The organism is Bacillus thuringiensis (genome assembly GCF_001182785.1).
GTDB classification, from domain to species: domain Bacteria; phylum Bacillota; class Bacilli; order Bacillales; family Bacillaceae_G; genus Bacillus_A; species Bacillus_A thuringiensis_S.
In genome coordinates, this window is record NZ_CP012099.1 from 4,249,894 (window position 1) to 4,272,968 (window position 23,075).

Below are 23,075 nucleotides of genomic sequence, written 5' to 3' on the forward strand. Positions count from 1 at the left end.
GGGTAATCTCCACTGATTATTAGTTAAACCAATCGTTCTTACTCTTTCAAAGGATAAATCTCTAATTTTCTTTTACATCAACAAAAAATTGTCCGTTTTGAAAACTACAGTATAAAATTTGTTTTACATCGTTATAACCTAAGTTTTTTAATTTCTCAATAAGCCATTCATCTGTATGTTCAATCATTTGTAAATGACTAGATTGAATTTCTCCATCAATAATAAGAGGAAGAGTAAACTGCAATGCATCTTGTTTATTTTTTTGTTTTTGAAAGACAGATAACTTCCCAGACGGTTCCAAAATAGCATATTCTACATCCCGAATATCCCCAACTCCTTGTTCCCTTAATTGCATCATTAAATCATCTATATTATAACGTTGCTTTCTCATCTTCTTTTCATCAATCTTTCCCGCGTTTACAAGAATAGCCGGCTCACCTTCTATTAAATGCCGAAAGCGTTGATACTTTAGGGAAATGACTGACAAAATAATTTGGATGCACATAAGAAAAGTCATCGGAACTAATTGATGCCAAAGTGATTTATCTGTATTTTCAATTGCTACTACGGCCATTTCTCCAAGCATAATAAATACGACTAAATCTAATACACTTAGCTCTCCTATCTCACGTTTACCCATAAGACGAAAAATAATTAAGATGATGATATACAAAAGCATTGTTCGTCCAATTATTGATATCCATTCCATTTCTACATCTCCTTTTTTACGTATAGACTCCCCTATAAAAAAGAAACTAGTCTAACTTAGACAAAAGGAAAATATGCTTGTATTAAAAAGGGGGAATGTATAAATGGATGGAACGAAAAAATTATCCACTGCAATCGGCTTCGGTATTATTACACTATTAATTCTCGCATCTCTTACTAGCATGATTATGGCTCTTTTATTAAAGTTTACGAATATAAACGAAGGGACATTAGCCGTTACTATTTTTATACTCGCTCTTTTATCTATGCTTATGTCTGGTTTTATCGCTGGCAAAAAAGCGCAGGGGAAAGGGTGGCTAGTAGGTCTCACAACAGGTCTCACATTCACTATACTCGTTTTTCTAGTTAACTATTTAGGCTTTTCTCAAACTTTATCGAACTCACAATTACTTTATCAATTAGCATTAATGGGAGCGAGTACACTCGGTGGTATTTTCGGTGTAAATATGTCAAAGCAAAGTAACTAAAAAAGGCCCTGCACATTTCATGCAGGGCCTTCCACATTAGTTTTTCACAACTTCACGAATCGCATTGCGATCGAAAGTTAAGTGTGAACCACCAGATTTAATAACAATTTTCGTCTCATCTACTGATTCGATTGTACCGTGTAAACCACCAATTGTTATGATAGCATCACCTTTTGCTAATTCGTTTTGCATTTGAGCAACTGCTTTTTGACGCTTTTGTTGCGGGCGAATTAATAAGAAATAGAAAATCGCAAACATCGCAACAATCATAACGATATTCATCATACCTGCATTCATCTTTTGTTCCTCCTTTTAAATTATGTATTAGAAGTTTTTAGCATTCGGTTTATTAAAGCCATACTGTTCAAAGAACTCTTCGCGGAAATCGCCAAGACGGTCTTCACGAATAGCTTGTCTCACCTGCTCCATTAAGTTTAACAGAAAATGAAGGTTGTGATAAGACGTTAAACGAATTCCGAACGTTTCATCACATTTCATTAAGTGACGGATGTACGCACGAGAGTAATTTTTACATGTGTAGCAATCACAGTTTGGATCAAGCGGACCGAAGTCTCTTGCGAATTTCGCATTTTTCACAACGAGGCGACCTTCACTTGTCATACATGTACCATTTCGAGCGATACGAGTTGGAAGTACGCAGTCAAACATATCAATACCACGAATTGCGCCATCGATTAACGAGTCAGGAGAACCTACACCCATTAAGTAACGAGGCTTATTATCTGGAAGAAGTGGTGTTGTAAACTCAAGCACACGGTTCATAATATCTTTCGGTTCACCAACAGATAAACCACCTACAGCGTAACCAGGGAAGTCCATTGAAACAAGGTCTTTAGCACTTTGACGACGAAGCTCTTCGTACTCCCCGCCCTGTACAATACCGAATAAACCTTGATCTTGCGGACGTTCATGCGCTTTTAAGCAACGTTCTGCCCAGCGGCTTGTACGCTCTACAGATTTCTTCATATATTCAAAAGTAGCCGGGAATGGTGGACACTCATCAAATGCCATCATAATATCTGAACCTAATGCATTTTGGATTTCCATCGCTTTTTCTGGTGATAAGAATAATTTATCTCCATTTAAGTGATTACGGAAGTGAACGCCTTCTTCTTCAATACGACGGAAGTCACTTAAACTGAATACTTGGAAACCACCAGAGTCTGTTAAGATTGCACGATCCCAGTTCATAAATTTATGCAAGCCGCCTGCTTCACGAATAATTTCATGGCCTGGACGTAGCCATAAATGATACGTATTACTTAAAATAATGCCAGAATCCATTGCTTTTAATTCCTCTGGTGACATTGTCTTAACTGTCGCAAGTGTACCAACTGGCATAAATGTTGGTGTATCAAATGAACCGTGCGGTGTATGCACACGACCTAAACGGGCACCCGTTTGTTTACATGTCTTAATAAATTCATAACGAATTGCTGTCATAACTTACTCCTTTTATTTGTTTCTCATTTTAGCGTGAGATGCAACGAACATTGCATCACCGAAGCTAAAGAAACGATATTTTTCTTTTACTGCTTCATTATAAGCATGAAGTACATTATCTCTATTTGCAAATGCACTTACAAGCATAATTAATGTTGATTTCGGCAAGTGGAAGTTTGTAATTAAACCATCAATTGCTTTAAATTCATATCCCGGATACATGAAAATATCTGTCCATCCAGAAGCGGCGCAAAGCTTACCGTCATGATCTGTTGCAATTGTTTCTAACGTACGAGTTGATGTCGTACCTACAGTAATAATACGTCCACCATTCTCTTTCACACGATTTAATAATGCAGCTGTCTCTTCAGACATATGGTAATATTCTGCGTGCATATGGTGTTCTTCAATCGTGTCTGCAGAAACTGGTCTAAATGTTCCAAGTCCTACGTGAAGGGTAATGAATGCTAACTGAACGCCTTTTTGCTTTAACTTCTCAAGTAACTCTTCTGTAAAGTGAAGTCCCGCAGTCGGCGCTGCCGCTGAACCGATTTCTTTCGCATATACTGTTTGATAGCGATCGCGATCTTCTAGCGTCTCTTTAATATATGGAGGAAGTGGCATTTCCCCAAGTTCATCTAAAATTTCATAGAAGATGCCGTCATATGAAAATTCAAGCTGACGTCCACCTTGATCTGCAGTTCCTGTGCAAGTTGCTTTTAATTTCCCTTCGCCAAAAGAGATAACAGTTCCTTCTTTCACACGTTTCGCTGGCTTTACAAGCGTTTCCCACTTATCGCCTTCTTCTTGTTTTAAAAGAAGTACTTCAATGTGCGCGCCTGTATCTTCTTTCACACCATGCAAACGAGCAGGCATAACTTTCGTTTCATTTAAAACTAAGCAATCCCCCTCATGTAAGTAAGAAAGAATGTCCGTAAAATGTTTATGCTCAATATCACCTGTTTCACGGTCTAACACCATTAATCTTGATGTTTCACGATCTTCTAACGGGACTTGCGCAATAAGTTCTTCTGGTAAATGAAAATCAAACAGATTTATATCCATAGCTATATCCACCTATTTCTTATTTAAATCGATTTATTATATACATAATAAAAGATAATACAATACTTAACACAATACATGTAATGATAGGAAAATAAAAGGTAACGTTTCCTTTTTTCACAAAAATATCGCCTGGAAGCCTTCCAATGAACTTCCAAGCTAATCCAACAACGATGAGCAAGATTCCCGCTGTAATAAGTAATTTGGGCATCTCCGTCATGCTTTTGGTATCTCCATTCCGAAATGTTCATACGCAAGCGGCGTTACAATTCGGCCCCGTGGCGTTCGTTGTAAAAAGCCAATTTGTAATAAATACGGCTCATACACATCTTCAATTGTATGAGATTCTTCTCCAATTGTTGCTGAAACCGTTTCTAACCCAACTGGACCACCACGGAATTTCTCAATAATACCAAGCAGTAATTTATGATCAATATGATCTAGACCTAATTTATCTACTTGCAGTAGCTCTAATGCCATTTGCGTAATTTCCATCGTAACCGTTCCGTTACCACGAACTTGTGCGAAATCACGTACACGTCTTAAAAGACGATTCGCAATACGAGGTGTACCACGAGCACGTCTTGCAATTTCTAATGCAGCTAACGAATCGATTTCAACTTCAAATACTTCTGCTGTACGTTCAACAATCGCAGAAAGCTGATCTACTGTGTAGTACTCTAACCTTGAAAGTACACCGAAGCGGTCACGAAGCGGTGCCGATAATGCTCCAGCACGTGTCGTTGCTCCAACTAATGTAAATGGCGGTAAATCTAAGCGTACAGAACGTGCTGAAGGCCCTTTTCCAATTACGATATCAAGACAAAAGTCTTCCATCGCAGGATACAATACTTCTTCAATTGATCTATGCAAACGATGAATTTCATCAATAAATAATACATCCCCTGGCTGAAGCGCTGTTAATACAGCAGCTAAATCTCCTGGTCTTTCAATTGCCGGACCTGAAGTTGTTCTAACATTAACGCCCATCTCATTTGCAATAATATTCGCAAGCGTCGTTTTACCAAGACCTGGTGGTCCATATAAAAGCACGTGATCTAACGTTTCTTCACGCATTTTCGCCGCTTCAATAAATACTTCTAAATTATGTTTCGCTTTATCTTGGCCAATATACTGACGGAGCGTCTGTGGCCGTAATGAATATTCTAAATCCGAATCTTCATATGCAGATTCCCCTGAAAGGAGACGTTCGTCCATTATACTCACCTCTTACCATTTAGTAAAAGACTAAGTGCCTTTTTAATATACTGATCCGTCGTTAATGATTCTTTTAATAACTCTGGTACAACGCGAGAAACCTCGCGTTCTGCGTATCCAAGTGCGCGCAGAGCTTCCAGTGCCTCATCAAGCTCCGCTGATGAACCTTTCTTCTCATCAAAACGTTCTGTATCTGAGAATAAATCAACAAATGCATCTGGTACGACATCTGCTAATTTTCCTTTTAAATCTAAAATCATTTGGCGTGCTGTTTTCTTTCCGACGCCTGGGAATTTCACTAAAAACTTCTCATCTTCATGCTCAATCGCTTGAACGACCTGTCCTGTTTGACCAGAAGCTAAAATTGCAAGAGCGCCTTTTGGCCCAATGCCGGACACGCCTAACAACTTTGTAAATAATAAACGCTCTTCACGTGTTTTAAACCCGTAAAGTGCCATAATATCTTCTCTCACATAATGATATGTATAGACACGGATTTCTTGCTTACTTCTTTGAAATACATACGGATTCGGTGTGAAAATTTGATAACCAATTCCATTATGATCAATTACGACATATTCCGGCCCTACATGCTCCACGTAACCTGTAACATATTCAAACAAAATACGATCTCTCCCTCTTAAATCATGTATTCCATTTTAACATATTTAATGATAGAAAAGCGAGACTGCCCCAACAAATGTTCTCCACTTGAAACTTCTGTTATTTTCCATTGACAGAAAGTTTAAAGCACCTTAATATACAGAAGTCGATAATGATTATCAATACTAATTAAAGGGGTTACATCAGGATGAAACGTAAACTATTTATTTTATTTACTATTATGCTTGTTGTTCTTTCTATCGTTGGATGTTCTTCTCAAAAAGAAGAATCGAAAGTAAAAGAACAACCGAAAACAAAAGTTGTAAAACATGCTAAAGGTGAAGCTACAATTCCAGTAAATCCAAAGAGAATTGTTGACTTATCTGGATCAACAGAAGAACTATTACTTCTTGGACACAAACCTGTTGGTACAGCAAATACATATAAAGATAAAATCCAAAATCATTTAACAGACAAGTTAGATGGAGTAAAAGCAGTTGGTTGGTACTGGGCACCTAAAGTTGATTTAGAAGCTGTTACTGCTTTAAAACCAGACTTAATTATTTTAAACAACCGTCAATTAAAAATTTATGATCAACTAGAAAAAGTTGCACCTACAGTTGTTCTAGAAACAAACTTAGAAGACTGGCGTGGTAAGTTTAAAGAAGTAGGTAAGCTATTTGACGAAGAGAAGAAAGCAGACAAATGGATTGCAGACTACGATAAGAAAGCAGACTCTTTATCTAAAAAAATTAAAGAGAAAACAAAAGATGAGAACTTTATGTTCGTTGCAGTTACACCGCAAAACTTCCGTGTATACGGCAGCTTCGGATACGGTGACATCATCTTTAACGACTTAAAACTTCCTGCAACAAAAGGTACGGATTTAAAACAAACAATGGCGCAAGTATCACTAGAAGGCCTAGTTGCATTCCAGCCTGACCAAATGTTTATTGTAAACTTTGGCGGCGAAGCTGATAAAGTTTACGAAGACTACAAAAATAGTGCTGTTTGGAAAGACAATAAAGCGGTTAAGAACAATCACGTATATGAAGTATCAAATGAAGTCTTCAATACGAAAGCATTCAATCCAATTGGAAAAGATATGCTAATTGATGAAATCGCAAAAGAAATTTTAGCTAAGAATAAATAAGAAAAAAGCAGCTCACCATGAGCTGCTTTTTTTCTTATTTTGCACTGCGTATTGTTTCATTTTTTCAATCGTCTTCACAAAACCTTCTTTTGATTTGATACGAATACCACGTTTCAATTTCGCACGCTCATAACTCTCAAGCTTTTTCATATCAATTTGAAAGAAAGAATGGATCGCATTATCACTTTTCGGCACACCTTTGAAAATTTGTAATATCCCTTCCTCTGAAACACCAAAATATCCACTTGTTTTCAATAACGGAGAAATATCATCAACTTTCTTTTGCAATACAATTTGTACATCATCACGATCAACAAGTTGCCATTCTTTATATTGCTGTAAAAACTTTTCTAAATACGCCACTTTTTCTGTAAGTATTTCTTCGCTTACTTCGCCATCAACATACATACGCTCTAATAAAATTGTAACCTCAGGTTCTTTTTCCGTTACTTCTGGTACTGGCCCTTCCGCCTTCGCATTCGTTCCATAAACGAAACAAAACATCATAACGAAAGCTTGCATCGCAATCAGTATCCATTTCATTTCCGTTCACCTCTTTTAGGCAAGATCATACTTTCATTAGTAGTTTTTCCGGAAATGGGGGTTTTATCCATATTACATTTCTTTCGAAAAATAAAAAATGCAGATAAGGGTTTACCTCATCTGCATGTATCATTCACTTTTATACAAAATGAAAGACGCCTGCAAAGCAGGCGTCTTGATGCGTTTACGGCGAGAGACCAGGCGACCACATTCGCGTGTTTAGCACTTAAGCATATCTCTCGTCTTACGTAAATTAGCTCATCGCTTTGTTAATATAACATTAATAAAGTGTAAGTGCAACATGTTTATAAAAATATTTTATTTCCTTTGTTATCCAAACGAACGATATGTAAATTATAAATTGATAAAAGTAACATATATGTTACTTTTAATGTAACAGCGAAATCATCATAAAACAGGAGATGGATATTATGAAAAAAATAAAGGATGAACGTCTCATTCTGAAAACATTAAAAAACATACGTATTGCCTTTCTTTTTCAATCGCTTGGTATAATTGGCATTTTAGGTTATATCGGATTCACTGAAGGAATGGACCAAATTACGAAATCTCCATTATGGCTATTATTTATTCTTACAAGTATCGTCCTTAGTTATTTACAGTTAAGTGTTTCAATTGATGTAGAAGAAAGTGAAAAGGAAATAAAGTTAACTCCTTATTATAAACTTGTCTTCCGCTCCCTTATTGTAGGAATTGTTATGGCTATTATTTATATTATTTTCAGTCCAGAAAGACCTCTGTTTGAAGCTATTTTAACAGGTAGTATTCTTTTCATATGCTTTTTAGTTTCTTACTCCGTTAGTTATTTTATTAAAAAACGTCGTTTACAAGACAACGATGAATAAAGAGGAAGGGCTATCCCTTCCTCTTTTATTTCGCTATCGTACTGTACCAGTTAAACCGTAACGAATGTCTCGGAACATATTCACTATGTCACGATTAAAATCGTTTGTAACTGTACCGTTACGTAGACGAGTACTCATTGCATCGACACGAGTAAACATATCATTTCTTACAGAAACATATACGTTTCTGTTTCCAACTTCATTTGCAACAGCTTGACGAACTTCATTTGCAAGCGCTGTTTCATTCGATACTGGATTACGTGGTTTTACCGCAATCGCTACATCGTTTCCATATACAACTGTAGACACACGGTCTACGTTATTCATACGTTTCACACGATTTGTAATTCTTTCTGCTGTTTTACCATCATTGTTAATGTATGAATTGTTCATTGTAATATTACGTGTTGGATGTGGATTAGCAATTTGTCCATTGTAATTTACATCGCGGTAATAATTATTATATCCTGTATCGTTACGACCATTTCTATATGTTACATAATCTGTATAACGATCATTACGCGTTACATTATCACGATACTGGTGTGTATCATTATAAGATGTACGCTCGTAATTGTAGTTACGTCCATCCATTGCATTGTTATCTTTTGGTGTACCACATGCAGCTAATGCACTGGTAACTAACAAAGAAGCAGCAATTACTTTTACTTTCGTATTCAATACAAAAACCCCCTCTGTTAGAATGAGCTTCTCTACTGAAAAGCTCCCTCTTATGATGAGTAACAGAGAAGGTTTTTACACTGTTAATATTTCACTGGGAATTTTCTAGCACTTCATAAAAAAACTTCATTTTCTTAATTAACACGCATGCAAAAAAGGCGGGAATACTCCCGCCTTTTTAAACTTCTTCTTCGTCCTCTTCTTCTGAAACGGGCTCTCCAAATACATTTGGTGGATCTGGTTGATAATACATCGTTCCTGGCTGCGGTGCATATGCAGACTGAGTTGGTTGATAATATAAAGGATTCGCATATTGCGGACCACCTGGTTGTGGACTATATAGTCTACTTTCTCCTCCACATCCACAATCTTCCTCACCCTGCACAAGCGGCGGCATATTATTATCCATTGGCATCATATTCGGATTTGGCATAGACGTATATTGTGGTCCAAACGGCGCTCCTTGCTGATATGGCATTTGATATGGATTTGGTTGTTGATAATACGGATTCGGCGGCATCATGGGCTGTTGATACGGCATTTGATATGGCATCATATTCGGTGGTTGATTGTTATCCATGATTGGCATCATATTCGGCATTTGATTGTTATCCATCATCGGCATTATATTCGGCATTTGATTGTTATCCATTATCGGCATTATATTCGGTGGTTGGTTGTTATCCATGATTGGCATCATATTCGGCATTTGATTGTTATCCATCATCGGCATTATATTCGGCATTTGATTATTATCCATGATTGGCATTATATTCGGCATTTGATTGTTATCCATCATCGGCATCATATTCGGCATTTGATTGTTATCCATCATCGGCATCATATTCGGCATTTGATTGTTATCCATCATCGGCATTATATTCGGCATTTGATTGTTATCCATCATCGGCATTATATTCGGCATTTGATTGTTATCCATCATCGGCATTATATTCGGCATTTGATTGTTATCCATCATCGGCATCATATTCGGTGGTTGGTTGTTATCCATGATTGGCATTATATTCGGTGGTTGGTTGTTATCCATAATTGGCATTATATTTGGCATTTGAATATTTGGCGGTATGACTTGTGGAATAACTACATTTTCTTTCGATACATTTGGTGACACTATATTTCCTACATTCTCTTTCTTCACTTGTGGCGATATTATATTCCCTACGTTCTCTTTCTTCACTTGCGGTGACACTATATTTCCTACATTTTCTTTCTTCACTTGCGGTGACACTATATTTCCTACATTTTCTTTCTTCACTTGCGGCGATACCATATTTCCTACATTTTCTTTCTTCACTTGCGGCGATACTATATTTCCTACATTTTCTTTCTTCACTTGCGGCGATACTATATTTCCTACATTTTCTTTCTTCACTTGCGGCGATACTATATTTCCTACATTTTCTTTCTTCACTTGCGGCGATACTATATTTCCTACATTTTCTTTCTTCACTTGCGGCGATACTATATTGTTTTTTTTCGTTTGCGGAGAAATGATATTGTTAGGTTTCATTTTACTAATTTGAGGAGCAATTAACTCGCTTCCTTTTTTTATTACATCTGAAATTTTATATTCTTTTTTCGGTTTTATTGGTGGTTGTGGTGGCTGTGGCAATACATTTACCGAAAACTTCGTGTTTTCTTTTTCCGCCGGTTTTTGTTTTTCTATCACAGGTGGTTTTTGAATAACAGACGGTTTTTCAACTGGTTTCTCTTTTTGAATTGGCTGTTCTTTTTGCACCTCTTTTTGCGGTTTCACCTGTACTTCTTTTTGCGGCTTTACCTGCATTTCCTTCTGCGGTTTTACCTGCACCTCTTTTTGTGTTTGTTGCATAGCTGGCTGCTGTGTAATTGGTGCTGATTGATACGTAACTTCTTCTTCATCTTCTATTCCAAGCGGAGTTGGTGTTGCTGCAAATTCTTTTTGCTGCACTTCTTTTACGTATTGCTTTGGATGCGCTGAGCCTGCCCCAGCCTGTTGTTTCATGTGAACACTCTTGGATGGCACTTTAATTTTCATACCTGGCATAATTAAATCTGGATTACTAAGTTGTGTATTTGTTTTTTTCAACGTATCAAAATCCACTCCGTACTTTTTCGCAATTTTCCAAAGGGTATCCCCTTTTTGCACGATATGAATTTTCAAATTTTCCCCCTCCTGTATAACTTATCTATAAGTAACAAATCTCATGAAGTAACTCTTTCTAAATAACATTAACTTCTTTTCACTTTTAGCACTTCTTCGATTTTCAATATCATTCGAAGTGGAATAAGCATAAAGAACCACAATGATTTCTTCAAAACAATGTATGCCCATTTTGTTCTCGTTATGATTATATGTATGAAAAAAAGCAACGGGAATACCGTTGCTTTACACACGCTCTAACATACGATTTAAGGCAAGAACCGCTTCTGCCGTTACTTGTTTATCTACGCTAATAACGTTAATTTCTGCTCCTCTTTCTATCGTTTCAAGTACCCATAATAAGTGAGGCAGATCAATTCGGTTCATCGTTAAGCATGGACACATAAATGGATTAAGTGAAACAATTTCTTTATCTGGATGTTGCTGAATAATTCGGTTCACTAAATTCATTTCTGTACCAATCGCCCATTTGCTACCAGATGGCGCTGATTCAATCATATCAATAATATACTTCGTTGAGCCTGCATAATCTGAAGCAGCTACAACTTCATAGCAACATTCTGGATGTACAATAATATTCATATCAGGATGATTTTTTCGTACGCTCTCAATGTTCTTCACTGTAAAATTTTGATGAACAGAACAATGCCCTTTCCATAAAATCACTTGAATTTCTTCTATATCCCCATCGTACTCTAATGAATCTGTGTGTGGGTCCCATACTGCCATTTTATCTAACGGGATACCTAAATCGTACGCTGTATTTCTTCCTAAATGTTGGTCTGGTAAAAAGACGAGACGTTCTTTTTGAGTAAACGCCCAAGATACCATTTGCTTTGCATTAGAAGAAGTTACTGTTGCTCCTCCGTTACGACCACAAAACGCTTTAATTGCAGCTGTAGAGTTCACATATGTTAACGGAATCATCGTATCTCCAAATAATTTCTTTAGCTCTTTCCATGCTCTTTCTGTTTGTTCAATATCTGCCATATCCGCCATCGAACAACCTGCACGCATATCTGGTAAGATGACAACTTGATCATCTGTCGTTAACATATCTGCTGTTTCCGCCATAAAGTGCACCCCGCAAAACACAATATATTTTGCGTCTTTATTGCTAGCTGCAACTTGCGCAAGCTGAAGTGAATCCCCTGCTGCATCTGAAAATTGTACCACTTCATCTTTTTGATAATGATGCCCTGGAATGAATAACATTTTCCCCATCTTCTCTTTAATTTCACGAACACGCTTTTCCATATCTTCCGTTGACATCGTGTAATAACGCTCTGGTAACATCGTTTCAATTGGCTGTACTTGTTCTAAAATACTCATATACGTTTCTCCCCCTCTAAGCCACTTTCCTTACCCTTCAATATTGAAACTAATATCAAGTGCTTTCACTGAATGTGTTAACGCTCCCAGTGAAATATAATCTACCCCTGTTTTTCCGTATTTCGATAAATCTTCAATTGTGATGCCCCCTGAAGCTTCTGTAACGATAGCGCTCGGTACAATTTTCGAAAACTCCCGGATTTCATCTGGCGTACGATTATCGAACATAATAATATCCGCACCAGCAGCAACAGCCTCTCTCACCTGTTCCTCAGTTTCTGTTTCTACTTCTACTTTCACCATATGTCCTAACTTTTCTTTCACTGATGTAACAGCTTTTGTAATAGAACCAGCAAACGCAATATGATTGTCTTTAATCATGACACCATCATATAAACCGAAGCGATGATTAAATCCACCACCACACACGACCGCATACTTATCAAACATACGTAGTCCTGGCATCGTTTTTCGCGTATCACAAATACGAGTATGGCTACTATCTAAAGCAAGAACCGCTTTACGCGTCATCGTCGCTATTCCGCTCATACGCTGAATAACGTTTAATATAACGCGCTCTGCTGTTAATAACGATGCAATTGGCCCTTGCACAGTTGCAATGATTTCGCCTTTTTCTACAAGATCGCCATCTTTTTTATGAAGCTCTACTTCAATTCTCTCATCAATTAATTTAAATCCTGATTCAATTACTAAACGTCCTGCAAAGACCCCTGTATCCTTCGCAAGAAACGTTCCTTTCGAAAGTAAGTTATCTGGAAAAATAAGCTGAGATGTTACATCTCTTTCTCCTATATCTTCTAAAAAAAATCTATTTAATGCTTCTTTAACTTTTATCGTGTTCATAAAGCCCCTCTTCCCCTCATCACACAAGTTGTAGTTTTCTCTTTACTCGAACAATCTCTTTCTTTCCTATATTTCTATCTGGATAATCACTTCGGTAATGCCCGCCAATACTTTCTTCTCTTTGTAGGGCTGACACAACTATAAGCTCACACACTGTTAACATATTAATAAGCGTTATCTCTTCATTCGTAAGAACATCATGTTGTAATATCATATTTCGAACACCGTACTTACTAAGCCATCTCTTCGCATAAGATAAACTTTGCTCTGTTCGCACAATCCCAACATATTTCATCATGCATTTTTGTATTTCTTCTTTCGTCGGTAAATGATTCAGAACGATAAACTTTGCTTCTTTTTCGGCTAGCATGTTCATCTTTTCTTTTGTCTCTCTAGATAAAATGTGTCTTCCGATTCTTCCTCCAAACACAAGACCTTCTAATAATGAATTACTCGCTAATCTATTTGCACCATGAACCCCATTACAAGCTACTTCCCCGACTGCGTATAGGTTCGGAATAGACGTCTCTCCATCACAGTTCGTTTTCACGCCACCCATGTGAAAATGAGTACCGGGCACGACTGGAATAAGGTTTTTATTTATATCGACTCCATTCGTTTTACATATCGATGACACGGTCGGAAAGCGTTGTTCAAAGTTTTGAATCATTTCAATGTTTAAGTACACTTTTTCACCCGCAAGTAGCTGTTCATGAATAGCCCTTGCGACTACATCACGAGGCGCTAAATCCTGTTCGGAATGTATATCCATCATAAAACGCTGCCCTTTGCCATTTATAAGGACAGCTCCTTCTCCGCGAACAGCTTCGGACACGAGGCCGGAACAACGCCCACCCGCGTATAACATCGTCGGATGAAATTGTATAAACTCTAAATCTACAAGCTCCCCGCCTGCACGGTACACCATTGCAAGTCCATCGCCTGTAATTGTCTCATCATTAGAAGTAAAGGCGTATAAACCGCCAATACCGCCTGAAGCTAACACCGTATAATCTGCATTGTAACGTTTCAGTTCTCCTTTATTGTTGCGAGTTAAAGCCCCAACACATTTATCTTTTTCTATAATAAAATCGAGCACCATTTCCTGTTCCACTACCGTAACGTATGGAGCTACTTCTTGAATAAGATGCTCTAATAAATTCTTTCCTGTTGCATCGCCACCTGCATGTAAAATACGACGTTTTCGATGCGCTCCTTCTTTTCCAAGATGAGGACCTGTTTCATCTCCATCAAATTTCATTCCATTTTCAATAAGGTTATTAATTTCTTTCGGTCCTTCCTCTACTAAATAACGGACCACTTCTTCATTGTTATAATGACACCCTGCTACTAACGTATCTTCAAAATGATCATTAGGATTGTCATATGTAGCTACCGCTGCGGCAATTCCACCTTGAGCTAAATGTGTATTATTATTACGTTCCGTCTCCTTTGTGATAATAATCACATTCTTTTCGTGACAAATCTCTTTTGCAACACGAAGTGCCGCAACGCCACTTCCAATAATTAAGACATCTGCACTTGGCATAATTGTTGCCTCCTACTTTACACTTTTCAACTGTCTTGACACCTATATTTACATAGTTTTAAAATAATGACAAGAGTTTTTTTATAATTCTTATTTTCACTACCATTTAAAAAGTAAAAGAAATGTAACTCTTACGAGAGAGAGGAACTTACATGATGATATATCTTGACTATGCAGCTACTACACCTATGAGCGAGGAAGCGTTACAAACATATATGAAAGCAGCGTCGCAATACTTCGGAAATGAACAAAGTTTACATGATATTGGAGGAACGGCTTCTTCTTTATTACAAGTTTGCCGAAAAACATTTGCGGAAATGATTGGAGGCAAAGAACAAGGAGTATTTTTCACAAGCGGTGGATCGGAATCGAACTATCTTGCGATTCAATCACTTCTAAATGCCCGAAATAAGAAGCATATTATTACGACACCTATGGAACATGCATCCATTCGAAGTTATTTTCAATCTCTAAAATCAAAAGGCTATACGATCACTGAAATTCCTATTGATAAAAGTGGACTCATTTGTTTAGTAGATTTAGAGGCAGCTATTACAGAAGATACTGTGCTAGCAAGCATACAGCACGGAAACTCTGAAATTGGAACCGTTCAAAACATTGCAGAAATCGGGGCACTGTTAAAAAAATATAACGTTTTATTTCATTCGGATTGTGTGCAAACATTTGGTAAACTTCCTATCAATGTTTTTGAGATGGGAATTGATAGTCTTTCTGTTTCAGCACATAAAATATACGGACCAAAAGGTGTCGGCGCTTGCTACATAAATCCGCAATCTCGCTGGGAACAAGTATTTCCAGGAACTTCTCACGAAAAAGGATTTCGCCCAGGTACAGTGAACGTTCCCGGCATCGCATCTTTTTTAACAGCTGCTGAAAATATATTAAAAACTCAATGGGAAGAAAGTTTACGTTTTAAAGAGTTACGATCCTACTTTTTAGAGCAAATACAAACACTTCCGCTAGAAATTAAAGTAGAAGGTCATTCTACTTCTTGTTTACCACATATTGTTGGGGTTACAATAAAAGGAATAGAAGGTCAATATACTATGCTAGAATGTAATCGTCATGGTATTGCCATTTCCACCGGAAGTGCTTGCCAAGTCGGTAAACAAGAACCTTCGAAAACTATGCTTGCAATTGGAAAAACGTATGAAGAGGCCAAACAATATGTCCGCTTCTCTTTCGGACAACAAACAACGAAAGATCAAATTGATACTACTATTCATGCACTACACACAATTGGAAATCAATTTTATAGAGGTGTTAAATCATAATGAAACAAAATGAACAAAAAAAGATTTTAGGTGAAGAAAGACGACAGCTTATCCTCCAGTGGCTTCTTGCTGCAAATGAGCCGTTATCGGGGAATGAATTATCGAAAAAGACGAACGTAAGTAGACAAGTTATCGTGCAAGATATTTCCTTGCTTAAAGCACGAAACGAACCAATTATTGCGACTGCTCAAGGCTATTTATATTTAAAGCCACAAGAGAAACAACAAGCTTTTGAACGCGTAATCGTATGCCAGCACAAACCAGCAGAAGTACGTCAAGAACTTACAATGCTTGTTGACCACGGCGTTACGATTAAAGATGTAAAAGTTGAGCATCCTGTATACGGTGACTTAACAGCATCCATTATGGTAAGCAATCGCTTTGATGTAGAGCAATATTTACAAAAAATCGAAAACACAAATGCTTCCTATCTTTCACAACTAACAGATGGTATTCACTTACATACAATCGAGGCAGATTCTAAAGAAAAATTAGATGCTGCTTGTGAGGCACTGGATAAAGCAGGATTTCTCGTTTATTAATGTAAAGCACAGAGTTTTTATAATTCTCTGTGCTTTTTTAATGCTATAATATTGTAATCAATCGTAAAGGAGATCACATATGGGAATTGAACTCGTTCACTTTAGTACTGGTAAACCGAAACAAATGAAATATGGCGAAGATAAAGAAATGATAACAGGTATATGTAAAGATCCTACAGAAGAGGCCTTTCTCTCCAAAGACGGATTCCTTGGTGATGACGTAGCGGATTTAAAACATCACGGGGGACCTGATCGCGCTGTTTGTGTGTACCCACACGAGCATTACGCACTATGGGAAGAGGAATTTCAAACTACGCTTCCAGCTTCCACATTTGGCGAAAACATTACCGTAACAAATATGTTAGAGCGTGATGTTTGCATCGGAGATACATATCAACTAGGTGAAGCAATCATTCAAGTGACACAAGCTCGCGTTCCTTGTAGCACAATTTCAAAACGTCTTGGCATCCCTGGCATACTGCCGCGCATTGTAGCAACTGGATTTACTGGCTACCTATGCCGTGTTCTTCAAGAAGGTACTGTACGTAAAGATTCTAAAATTACATTACTAGAACGTCAACCGAGCAATGTTTCTGTTTTGTTCTCTAACGAAATTTATTTTCATAATAGAAAAGATAAAGATGGCATTGAAAAAATTCTTGCTGTCCCAGAACTAGCTGATATTTGGCGTGGTCAGTTAGAAGATCGTCTTGCGAAGTTAAAATAAAGTGAAACTTTAATCAGCCCTCACCAATCGGGCTGCCCGGCAAATAACGGGATAAAGAATCCCACCTTTTGCAGGTGGGATTTTATTAATCTATCAAAAAATATACTAGGCAATGAAATGATATGGACGATTAGGCAAATACAAATATTCCATCTACATCTTACAACCAATAAGAAGAATAACTCCCCAGCACAGTAACAGAAAAACCGAGTGCTTCAAGTTCCATCGTTACGCCTGGCAATAATACGTCATCGTATGCTTTATCGACATCGATTAAGAAAAAGTAATTTCCAAGACCTGTTTTCATCGGACGCGATTCGATTTTTGATAAGTTTAATTTTCTCCATGCGAAAGCTGATAACACTTGATATAGGGCACCTGCATAATCAGCAGGTAACGTTATCATAAGCGTCGTTTTCTCTCCGCGGTTTTCTCCGTTATTCGGGAGTATTGCTTTCTTTTTCTTATGGAGAACGAGGAAGCGTGTATGGTTATTTTTATGCGTATGAATGCTACGTCTTACAATTGTTAATCCGTATTTTTCTGCAGCTGCTTCATTTGCAATAGCGGCAATTTTTTCTTCAGGATGTTCTTTCACATATTGCGCAGCGGCACTTGTGGATGTCATATCTCGAACAGTTACTCCTTTTAATTCTTCATTTAAAAACTTATGGCACTGTGCAATGGCATGCGGATGAGAATGCACCGCATATACTTCATCCCACACTTCTGCATACTGCGGATGTACAAGTAAATGCTGCTGAATTGGTACTGTAATTTCTCCTACAATGGAAAGTGGCTGCTCATGTACAAGATAATCAACCGTTATATTCACTGAACCTTCTATTGCATTTTCTAACGGTACGACTGCGAAGTCTACATTTTCATTTGCAGCTGCATCTATACAATCTGGAATCGTTCGATACGGTACATGATCTGCTTCCGGAAAAAAACGACTCACCGCCATATTTGTAAATGTTGCTTCTGGTCCTAAATATCCTACTCGAATCATCGTCTTTTCCCCTCTTTTTCGTTTTCTTACTGTTATACCATACTTTTTTATATTCTTCTATGTAAATTTCGAATATTAAAAAAAGACTAGCATTTGCTAGTCTAAATGTTTCTTATATTCTCTTTGAGCGAAGAAGAAATAAATGATACATGCTACGATATAAAACAGAATGAACAAGCCTACTTTTTTTAATGATCCATCCATAAAGAAAGTATTATGAAACGTATATAACGCAACTGCACTATGCATACTCCCTACTATAATTGGCGCAAAAAATAGCATACATAATTGCCAACGAGAAATTTTCCATACTTCTTCCTTCGTCATTCCAAGTTTAGAGAGTGCACCATACTGCTTTCGGTCCGATGCAATATTATGGAACCATTTAAAATACACGATACTACATGAAGTAAGAAAGAATAATATACTAATAAACGAGCCTACAAATAGAGTAATATCGCCGCCTTCTTTCATACTTACATATAACTCCATATTACTTCGAAATGCATTATTATTATCTTGTTTCATATGTTTCCGTAAATCTTCATTCAATTTCTTCGTCTTTTCGATATTTGATAATGTGTAGCCTCTATATATCATCTTTTCAGAATCAGGAACCTTATCTGCTATATTGTCAAAGTCTTCATCATTCATAACGAAGAACAGACCATTAATGTACGAAGGGTGATAGTTAAATTGAACCCCTTCTTTCTGACCGTTAAATACGAATTGATATGGTTGATTCATTACTTGCAATTGAATCTCTTTTTGATTATATACATTCGAATTATTGTATTTATTATAATAAACGAGTGTCACTGTACCTTTTTTAGGATGATATGTTTTCTGTTTTTGTTTCCTCGCTTCTTGGTTATAATCACTTTCTTTTATAAGCGGTGCTATTGTTGTTTCTCCTTTATTAGACTGAAAGGATGCATACACTCCAACAAAACTCATATATTGAAAATCATCATACCCATATTGATTCAGTAATTTTTCAACCGCACCTTCTTCAAAGACTTCATAAGTAGAAATACCTTTTTCTATGTACGAAAACGAGTGTACCCCTCCAGTTCGCCACATATCCTGCATGCTAGAAAAATACAAGAACACCGTACCTGTTGCCGTAACTACAAATGTCGTTGCCATAGACATCAGAAAGAAAAAGCGACCATTTTCCTTCATTCGATGTGACAATTGATTCACTATAAATAAATATGGATATGTATACATAATCTTTTTATTTCGCTTTATCATTTCTAACACTTGGGTAGCTCCATGCGCGAAAGAAAAATACGTTCCCAAAAAGACAAGTATAGACACAGGGAAAAAGCATATTGCTATCGTAGCCATCGTCACTTGTAGCGCCAACGCATACCCGCCCACTAAACAAGCAAAACCGAATAAACAAAGCCACTTTGATGTTTTCTTCTCTTTTTTATCTGTTCGAAATTCTTTCAATAACCGAATGATTTTTATATTCCATATACGTAAAGCACTTATAAAAGATAACAGAATAAAAACGACCATATATGTAATAAATGTTACACCAATCGCACTTACGTCAAATATAACAGGGAGTTCTTTCGGAAGCCCCAGTAACATACTAAACACCATGAAGAAGAGCTTTAAAAAGATCATGCCCAGCCCTATACCGAAAATATTAGCAAAAATTCCAATTAATATTTGCTCGGTCATAATTACTCCTATTACGTTAGACTTCGTTGCTCCCATTAACATATATAGTCCTAATTCTTTCTTACGTGCTTCTATGAAAATAGAAGTAGAGTACAAAATAAATATGACGAAAAAAGAAATAATTATAATGTTACATATGATAAGTCCCCAGCGTACGTTTTGATACCACATCGTCTCTTGCATATACGGATGTACAATAACAGACATATATGCAAAAGATGCAAATATTGCAAAACAACTACTTAAGAAAAACACTTTATAATTACGCCAATTTCCTTTTATATTTTGCAGCGCTAGTTGCCGAATGTTCATCTATCGTCCTCCTGTAACTTACTACATAGGCAAAAAGCTAGAGGTTCCCCTAGCTTTTTACGTGTTTTAAATATCCTCTTTGCGCGATCATAAAGTAAATGGCAGAAGCTAAAATGTATGCTCCAATTACAAGCGCACCTGATTTCCACAAATCAATATAAAGCATTTTCCCTAACGTATGAAGAGCAAATCCACTATGAATGGAACCGATTAAAATTGGTATAAAGAAGATAACTCCCATTTGTCGAATCGCAATTTTGCGAATTTCTTTATCTGTCATACCGATTCTCTTTAACGATTTAAATTGAATACGATCTTGTTCTTTATCGTTAAACCATTTAAAGTATGTCATACTACAAGCGAAGAAGAAGAACAGTACCGCTACGAAGAAACCGATGAACATTGTAATTGCTCCACCTTCTCTTATATCCTTATACGCAAACACTGAATTTCTCAATTCTCCTTGCTTTTCTGGTGCAATTTCATTTTTCAAATCTAATACAAGATCTTCTGTACTTTTCCAATCCTCAATATAATAACCGTAATATTTCGTCTTTTCTTCATCTGGTACGAGTTTTGCATATTTCTCAAAATCTTGATCATTTACAACGAGATATTCATTATCATTAAAAACAGAATACTGCGTTGGATTATTTAATTGAACAGACTGCTTTTGTCCGTTAATTGTAAATTCATACGGTTTCGTGCGGTCTATCTTCATCAGTTCATTTGACATATCAACCATAACCATTGTTGCACTACCTGGTGCATTATGAACTTCTGTAGGTTGCTCTCTCTTTTGTTTGCGCACTTCCGTATTATATTCTTTTTCTGAAATAATCGTCATCGGTACTTCATGTTCACTATTAAACAACGTTATTTTCTGTGTTGCCGGTAGTTTAACGTAGGTTACTTTTCGCGCATCTTCAAACCCACGTCTCTTCACAAGCTCCTGTACCTTTTCTTCATTAATAAGGCTATGCGTATTTAACCCCTTTTCCTCATATGAAATAGCGTGTGGTGTAAGTTCTACCGTTTTCGCACTCAAATTTTCAAAATATACGTAAAGCGTGCCAACTGCCGAGGATACAACCGCCGTAATAATAGAAATTACAAATAGAAAACGAGCATTATCTTTCATTTTATAAATAAGGTTACTAAGGACGAACATATTTGGGTATGTATAAAAAGATTTTTTTCTTTTTTGCAATGCTTTTAATACGACTGTACTACCTTGTGTAAATAGCAAATAAGTTCCGCCTATCGTCAGCCCTACAATCGGTAAAAACAGAATGATAAAATTCATAAATGTTACTTGGAAGCTAAGTACATACGCAGCAATAATACATCCTATACCAACTACACATAACCATGTAAATGCAAACGGCTCTACTTTTTGCTTTCTTGCTTCTCTTAATAAATCAATAATTTGCAAGCGTCCGACTGTCCAAACACTAAACAACGATAGGATTAAAAATAGAATAAAGTATACACCAGCTGTAATAAGAATTGCTTTACTATTCCAAACGAGTGGAAGTGTCTTATCTATTTTCAATAATACGCTTAACGCTTGGAAAAATAATTTTGAACAAAGCATTCCAGCCCCAATACCAACTACAATTGCAATACTACCTAACATCAGTTGCTCTAATATAATCATTCGGCCGAGCTGCGATTTCGTTCCGCCTATTAATGTTAGTAGACCAAACTCTTTTTTTCTTGCTCGTAAAAACGTTGAATTTGCATATAAAATAAAGAGTGCCGAGAAGATGACCACAATATAATTCATCGATTCTAATCCTTTTGTGATCATCGTCCTCATACTAATATTACCGCTTACGACATCTGGATGATAAATAAAAGAAGCATACATGAAAAATACGACAATCGATAAACAACTACTTATAAGAAACGCTTTATAGTTACGCCAATTTCCTTTTACGTTATTAAGCGCGAGCTGGCGAAAGTTCATGATACTCTCCTCCTAGCATCGCAAGTACGTCCAAAATTTCTTGGAAAAAGGCTTGTTTCGTTCTTCCTTTATGTATTTCCGAGAAAATTTCTCCATCGCGTATGAAAAGGATACGTTCACAATAACTAGCCGCTACTGGATCGTGCGTAACCATTGCAATCGTTACTTTCTTTTGCTCGTGTAAATCTTGCAGAGCGCCCATTAGCGATTTCGCTGACTTTGAGTCTAAGTTTCCAGTTGGCTCATCTGCTAAAATTAACGTCGGTTCATGAATGATCGCTCTCGCTGCTGCTGCACGTTGTTGTTGTCCCCCAGATACTTCGTATACTTTTTTATTTAAAATTTCTTCGATGTTTAAAAACTTCGCAATCTCAAGCACTTTCGCATCGATTTCATTTACAGATTTCTTCGCCATTACAAGCGGTAAAATGATGTTTTCTTTAATGGATAACGTATCAAGTAAGTTAAAATCTTGGAAGATGAATCCTAAATGTGTACGGCGAAACTCTGCTAATTTTGCAGCACGCATTTGATTAATTTCTTCTCCATTTACAAGCACATGACCTGAAGTTTGCTTATCGATTGTTGCTAATAAATTTAAAAGCGTTGTTTTCCCGCTTCCTGAAGGACCCATAATCCCTACAAATTCGCCTTCTTCTATTTTAAAATTTATATCATTTAAAGCAGTCGTCGCTACTGAACCTTTCGATTGATACACCTTTGTTAATCCTTTTACTTCAAGAACACTCATTTCTAATCCCCCTATGCGTTTTCTTCTTACATTTACTATAAGAAAAATAAGAAAAAGAAACGAGTGAT

General features: G+C 36.9%; 22 protein-coding genes and 1 pseudogene. 6 read left to right on the forward strand and 17 right to left on the reverse strand.

Annotated features, from left to right (window positions below):
* Positions 1–61: 61 nt before the first annotated feature.
* A complete protein-coding gene (locus AC241_RS21905) occupies positions 62–709 on the reverse strand; it encodes a DUF421 domain-containing protein (RefSeq protein ID WP_029443354.1) in 648 nt (215 codons plus the stop codon).
* A 103-nt stretch (positions 710–812) separates the two neighbouring features.
* Here AC241_RS21905 and AC241_RS21910 point away from each other — a divergent pair, with 103 nt between their 5' ends.
* On the forward strand, positions 813–1,196 hold the full coding sequence (locus AC241_RS21910; RefSeq protein WP_000349141.1) for a TIGR04086 family membrane protein: 384 nt from the start codon (positions 813–815) through the stop codon (positions 1,194–1,196).
* Positions 1,197–1,232: 36 nt separating this feature from the next.
* On the opposite strand, the gene yajC is transcribed toward AC241_RS21910, so the two are convergent.
* From yajC to ruvA, 6 genes are read right to left on the reverse strand one after another with little or no spacing between them, the layout of a single operon-like run.
* Positions 1,233–1,493: a preprotein translocase subunit YajC gene (yajC, locus tag AC241_RS21915; RefSeq protein ID WP_016080201.1), complete on the reverse strand. Its 261-nt coding sequence runs from the start codon at positions 1,491–1,493 to the stop codon at positions 1,233–1,235.
* A gap of 27 nt (positions 1,494–1,520) precedes the next feature.
* Entirely contained in the window at positions 1,521–2,660 is a 1,140-nt protein-coding gene (tgt, locus tag AC241_RS21920; protein ID WP_000125365.1) for a tRNA guanosine(34) transglycosylase Tgt, read from the reverse strand.
* Positions 2,661–2,672: 12 nt separating this feature from the next.
* Complete coding sequence (gene queA / locus AC241_RS21925) at positions 2,673–3,725, reverse strand: tRNA preQ1(34) S-adenosylmethionine ribosyltransferase-isomerase QueA (RefSeq protein ID WP_000354014.1); 1,053 nt, start codon at positions 3,723–3,725, stop codon at positions 2,673–2,675.
* A gap of 19 nt (positions 3,726–3,744) precedes the next feature.
* On the reverse strand, positions 3,745–3,945 hold the full coding sequence (locus AC241_RS21930; protein ID WP_000138162.1) for a DUF2905 domain-containing protein: 201 nt from the start codon (positions 3,943–3,945) through the stop codon (positions 3,745–3,747).
* Positions 3,942–4,943 (reverse strand): Holliday junction branch migration DNA helicase RuvB, encoded by a 1,002-nt coding sequence (ruvB, locus tag AC241_RS21935; protein ID WP_029443355.1) that lies wholly within the window; start codon positions 4,941–4,943, stop codon positions 3,942–3,944. The genes AC241_RS21930 and ruvB overlap by 4 nt, the downstream gene beginning before the upstream one ends.
* A 5-nt stretch (positions 4,944–4,948) precedes the next feature.
* Positions 4,949–5,566, reverse strand: a complete 618-nt coding sequence (gene ruvA / locus AC241_RS21940; protein ID WP_016080199.1) for a Holliday junction DNA helicase RuvA — start codon at positions 5,564–5,566, stop codon at positions 4,949–4,951.
* Between the two features lie 188 nt (positions 5,567–5,754).
* Here ruvA and AC241_RS21945 point away from each other — a divergent pair, with 188 nt between their 5' ends.
* Positions 5,755–6,699 (forward strand): iron-hydroxamate ABC transporter substrate-binding protein, encoded by a 945-nt coding sequence (locus AC241_RS21945; RefSeq protein ID WP_029443356.1) that lies wholly within the window; start codon positions 5,755–5,757, stop codon positions 6,697–6,699.
* A 12-nt stretch (positions 6,700–6,711) separates the two neighbouring features.
* Here AC241_RS21945 and AC241_RS21950 read toward each other — a convergent pair whose 3' ends face one another.
* Positions 6,712–7,242: a BofC C-terminal domain-containing protein gene (locus tag AC241_RS21950; protein WP_029443357.1), complete on the reverse strand. Its 531-nt coding sequence runs from the start codon at positions 7,240–7,242 to the stop codon at positions 6,712–6,714.
* Positions 7,243–7,673: 431 nt separating this feature from the next.
* Between AC241_RS21950 and AC241_RS21955 the strand changes: the two genes are divergently transcribed.
* The gene (locus tag AC241_RS21955) at positions 7,674–8,108 is read left to right on the forward strand and encodes a hypothetical protein (protein ID WP_023523099.1); all 435 of its coding nucleotides are present in this window, start codon (positions 7,674–7,676) and stop codon (positions 8,106–8,108) included.
* Positions 8,109–8,141: 33 nt separating this feature from the next.
* On the opposite strand, the gene AC241_RS21960 is transcribed toward AC241_RS21955, so the two are convergent.
* The 5 genes and pseudogenes from AC241_RS21960 to nadB all read right to left on the reverse strand — a co-directional run bounded on the left by AC241_RS21960 (position 8,142) and on the right by nadB (position 14,698).
* Positions 8,142–8,789 (reverse strand): YhcN/YlaJ family sporulation lipoprotein, encoded by a 648-nt coding sequence (locus AC241_RS21960; protein ID WP_016080194.1) that lies wholly within the window; start codon positions 8,787–8,789, stop codon positions 8,142–8,144.
* A gap of 2,007 nt (positions 8,790–10,796) precedes the next feature.
* Positions 10,797–10,953, reverse strand: a pseudogene (gene safA / locus AC241_RS36035) (SafA/ExsA family spore coat assembly protein); the annotation flags it as partial.
* Positions 10,954–11,178: 225 nt separating this feature from the next.
* Complete coding sequence (nadA, locus tag AC241_RS21970; RefSeq protein ID WP_016080191.1) at positions 11,179–12,285, reverse strand: quinolinate synthase NadA; 1,107 nt, start codon at positions 12,283–12,285, stop codon at positions 11,179–11,181.
* Between the two features lie 30 nt (positions 12,286–12,315).
* Positions 12,316–13,149 carry a carboxylating nicotinate-nucleotide diphosphorylase gene (gene nadC, locus AC241_RS21975; RefSeq protein WP_029443359.1) on the reverse strand — a complete coding sequence of 278 codons (834 nt, stop codon included), beginning with the start codon at positions 13,147–13,149 and terminating at the stop codon, positions 12,316–12,318.
* Between the two features lie 19 nt (positions 13,150–13,168).
* Positions 13,169–14,698, reverse strand: a complete 1,530-nt coding sequence (gene nadB / locus AC241_RS21980; RefSeq protein WP_029443360.1) for an L-aspartate oxidase — start codon at positions 14,696–14,698, stop codon at positions 13,169–13,171.
* A 152-nt stretch (positions 14,699–14,850) separates the two neighbouring features.
* Here nadB and AC241_RS21985 point away from each other — a divergent pair, with 152 nt between their 5' ends.
* The 3 genes from AC241_RS21985 to AC241_RS21995 all read left to right on the forward strand — a co-directional run bounded on the left by AC241_RS21985 (position 14,851) and on the right by AC241_RS21995 (position 17,262).
* A complete protein-coding gene (locus AC241_RS21985; protein WP_016080188.1) occupies positions 14,851–15,993 on the forward strand; it encodes an IscS subfamily cysteine desulfurase in 1,143 nt (380 codons plus the stop codon).
* Positions 15,993–16,535, forward strand: coding sequence for a transcription repressor NadR (locus tag AC241_RS21990; RefSeq protein WP_000812272.1), 543 nt, complete (start codon positions 15,993–15,995; stop codon positions 16,533–16,535). The genes AC241_RS21985 and AC241_RS21990 overlap by 1 nt, the downstream gene beginning before the upstream one ends.
* Before the next feature lie 79 nt (positions 16,536–16,614).
* Positions 16,615–17,262, forward strand: a complete 648-nt coding sequence (locus AC241_RS21995) for an MOSC domain-containing protein (RefSeq protein ID WP_029443361.1) — start codon at positions 16,615–16,617, stop codon at positions 17,260–17,262.
* A gap of 160 nt (positions 17,263–17,422) precedes the next feature.
* On the opposite strand, the gene pheA is transcribed toward AC241_RS21995, so the two are convergent.
* The 4 genes from pheA to AC241_RS22015 all read right to left on the reverse strand — a co-directional run bounded on the left by pheA (position 17,423) and on the right by AC241_RS22015 (position 23,007).
* Entirely contained in the window at positions 17,423–18,274 is an 852-nt protein-coding gene (gene pheA / locus AC241_RS22000) for a prephenate dehydratase (RefSeq protein ID WP_000621693.1), read from the reverse strand.
* A gap of 96 nt (positions 18,275–18,370) precedes the next feature.
* Positions 18,371–20,284, reverse strand: a complete 1,914-nt coding sequence (locus AC241_RS22005; RefSeq protein ID WP_050844545.1) for an ABC transporter permease — start codon at positions 20,282–20,284, stop codon at positions 18,371–18,373.
* Positions 20,285–20,333: 49 nt separating this feature from the next.
* Positions 20,334–22,256, reverse strand: coding sequence for an ABC transporter permease (locus tag AC241_RS22010; RefSeq protein WP_050844546.1), 1,923 nt, complete (start codon positions 22,254–22,256; stop codon positions 20,334–20,336).
* Positions 22,231–23,007: an ABC transporter ATP-binding protein gene (locus tag AC241_RS22015; RefSeq protein ID WP_000114529.1), complete on the reverse strand. Its 777-nt coding sequence runs from the start codon at positions 23,005–23,007 to the stop codon at positions 22,231–22,233. Before AC241_RS22015 ends, AC241_RS22010 begins: the two co-directional genes overlap by 26 nt.
* Between the last annotated feature and the right edge of the window lie 68 nt (positions 23,008–23,075).

Bases quoted from the DNA above. Each gene is read 5' to 3' on its own strand.
- AC241_RS21905 (WP_029443354.1), bottom strand. From the start codon at position 709: ATGGAATGGATATCAATAATTGGACGAACAATGCTTTTGTATATCATC.
- AC241_RS21910 (WP_000349141.1), top strand. From the start codon at position 813: ATGGATGGAACGAAAAAATTATCCACTGCAATCGGCTTCGGTATTATT.
- yajC (WP_016080201.1), bottom strand. From the start codon at position 1,493: ATGAATGCAGGTATGATGAATATCGTTATGATTGTTGCGATGTTTGCG.
- tgt (WP_000125365.1), bottom strand. From the start codon at position 2,660: ATGACAGCAATTCGTTATGAATTTATTAAGACATGTAAACAAACGGGT.
- queA (WP_000354014.1), bottom strand. From the start codon at position 3,725: ATGGATATAAATCTGTTTGATTTTCATTTACCAGAAGAACTTATTGCG.
- AC241_RS21930 (WP_000138162.1), bottom strand. From the start codon at position 3,945: ATGACGGAGATGCCCAAATTACTTATTACAGCGGGAATCTTGCTCATC.
- ruvB (WP_029443355.1), bottom strand. From the start codon at position 4,943: ATGGACGAACGTCTCCTTTCAGGGGAATCTGCATATGAAGATTCGGAT.
- AC241_RS21945 (WP_029443356.1), top strand. From the start codon at position 5,755: ATGAAACGTAAACTATTTATTTTATTTACTATTATGCTTGTTGTTCTT.
- AC241_RS21950 (WP_029443357.1), bottom strand. From the start codon at position 7,242: ATGAAATGGATACTGATTGCGATGCAAGCTTTCGTTATGATGTTTTGT.
- AC241_RS21955 (WP_023523099.1), top strand. From the start codon at position 7,674: ATGAAAAAAATAAAGGATGAACGTCTCATTCTGAAAACATTAAAAAAC.
- nadA (WP_016080191.1), bottom strand. From the start codon at position 12,285: ATGAGTATTTTAGAACAAGTACAGCCAATTGAAACGATGTTACCAGAG.
- nadC (WP_029443359.1), bottom strand. From the start codon at position 13,149: ATGAACACGATAAAAGTTAAAGAAGCATTAAATAGATTTTTTTTAGAA.
- nadB (WP_029443360.1), bottom strand. From the start codon at position 14,698: ATGCCAAGTGCAGATGTCTTAATTATTGGAAGTGGCGTTGCGGCACTT.
- AC241_RS21985 (WP_016080188.1), top strand. From the start codon at position 14,851: ATGATGATATATCTTGACTATGCAGCTACTACACCTATGAGCGAGGAA.
- AC241_RS21990 (WP_000812272.1), top strand. From the start codon at position 15,993: ATGAAACAAAATGAACAAAAAAAGATTTTAGGTGAAGAAAGACGACAG.
- AC241_RS21995 (WP_029443361.1), top strand. From the start codon at position 16,615: ATGGGAATTGAACTCGTTCACTTTAGTACTGGTAAACCGAAACAAATG.
- pheA (WP_000621693.1), bottom strand. From the start codon at position 18,274: ATGATTCGAGTAGGATATTTAGGACCAGAAGCAACATTTACAAATATG.
- AC241_RS22005 (WP_050844545.1), bottom strand. From the start codon at position 20,284: ATGAACATTCGGCAACTAGCGCTGCAAAATATAAAAGGAAATTGGCGT.
- AC241_RS22010 (WP_050844546.1), bottom strand. From the start codon at position 22,256: ATGAACTTTCGCCAGCTCGCGCTTAATAACGTAAAAGGAAATTGGCGT.
- AC241_RS22015 (WP_000114529.1), bottom strand. From the start codon at position 23,007: ATGAGTGTTCTTGAAGTAAAAGGATTAACAAAGGTGTATCAATCGAAA.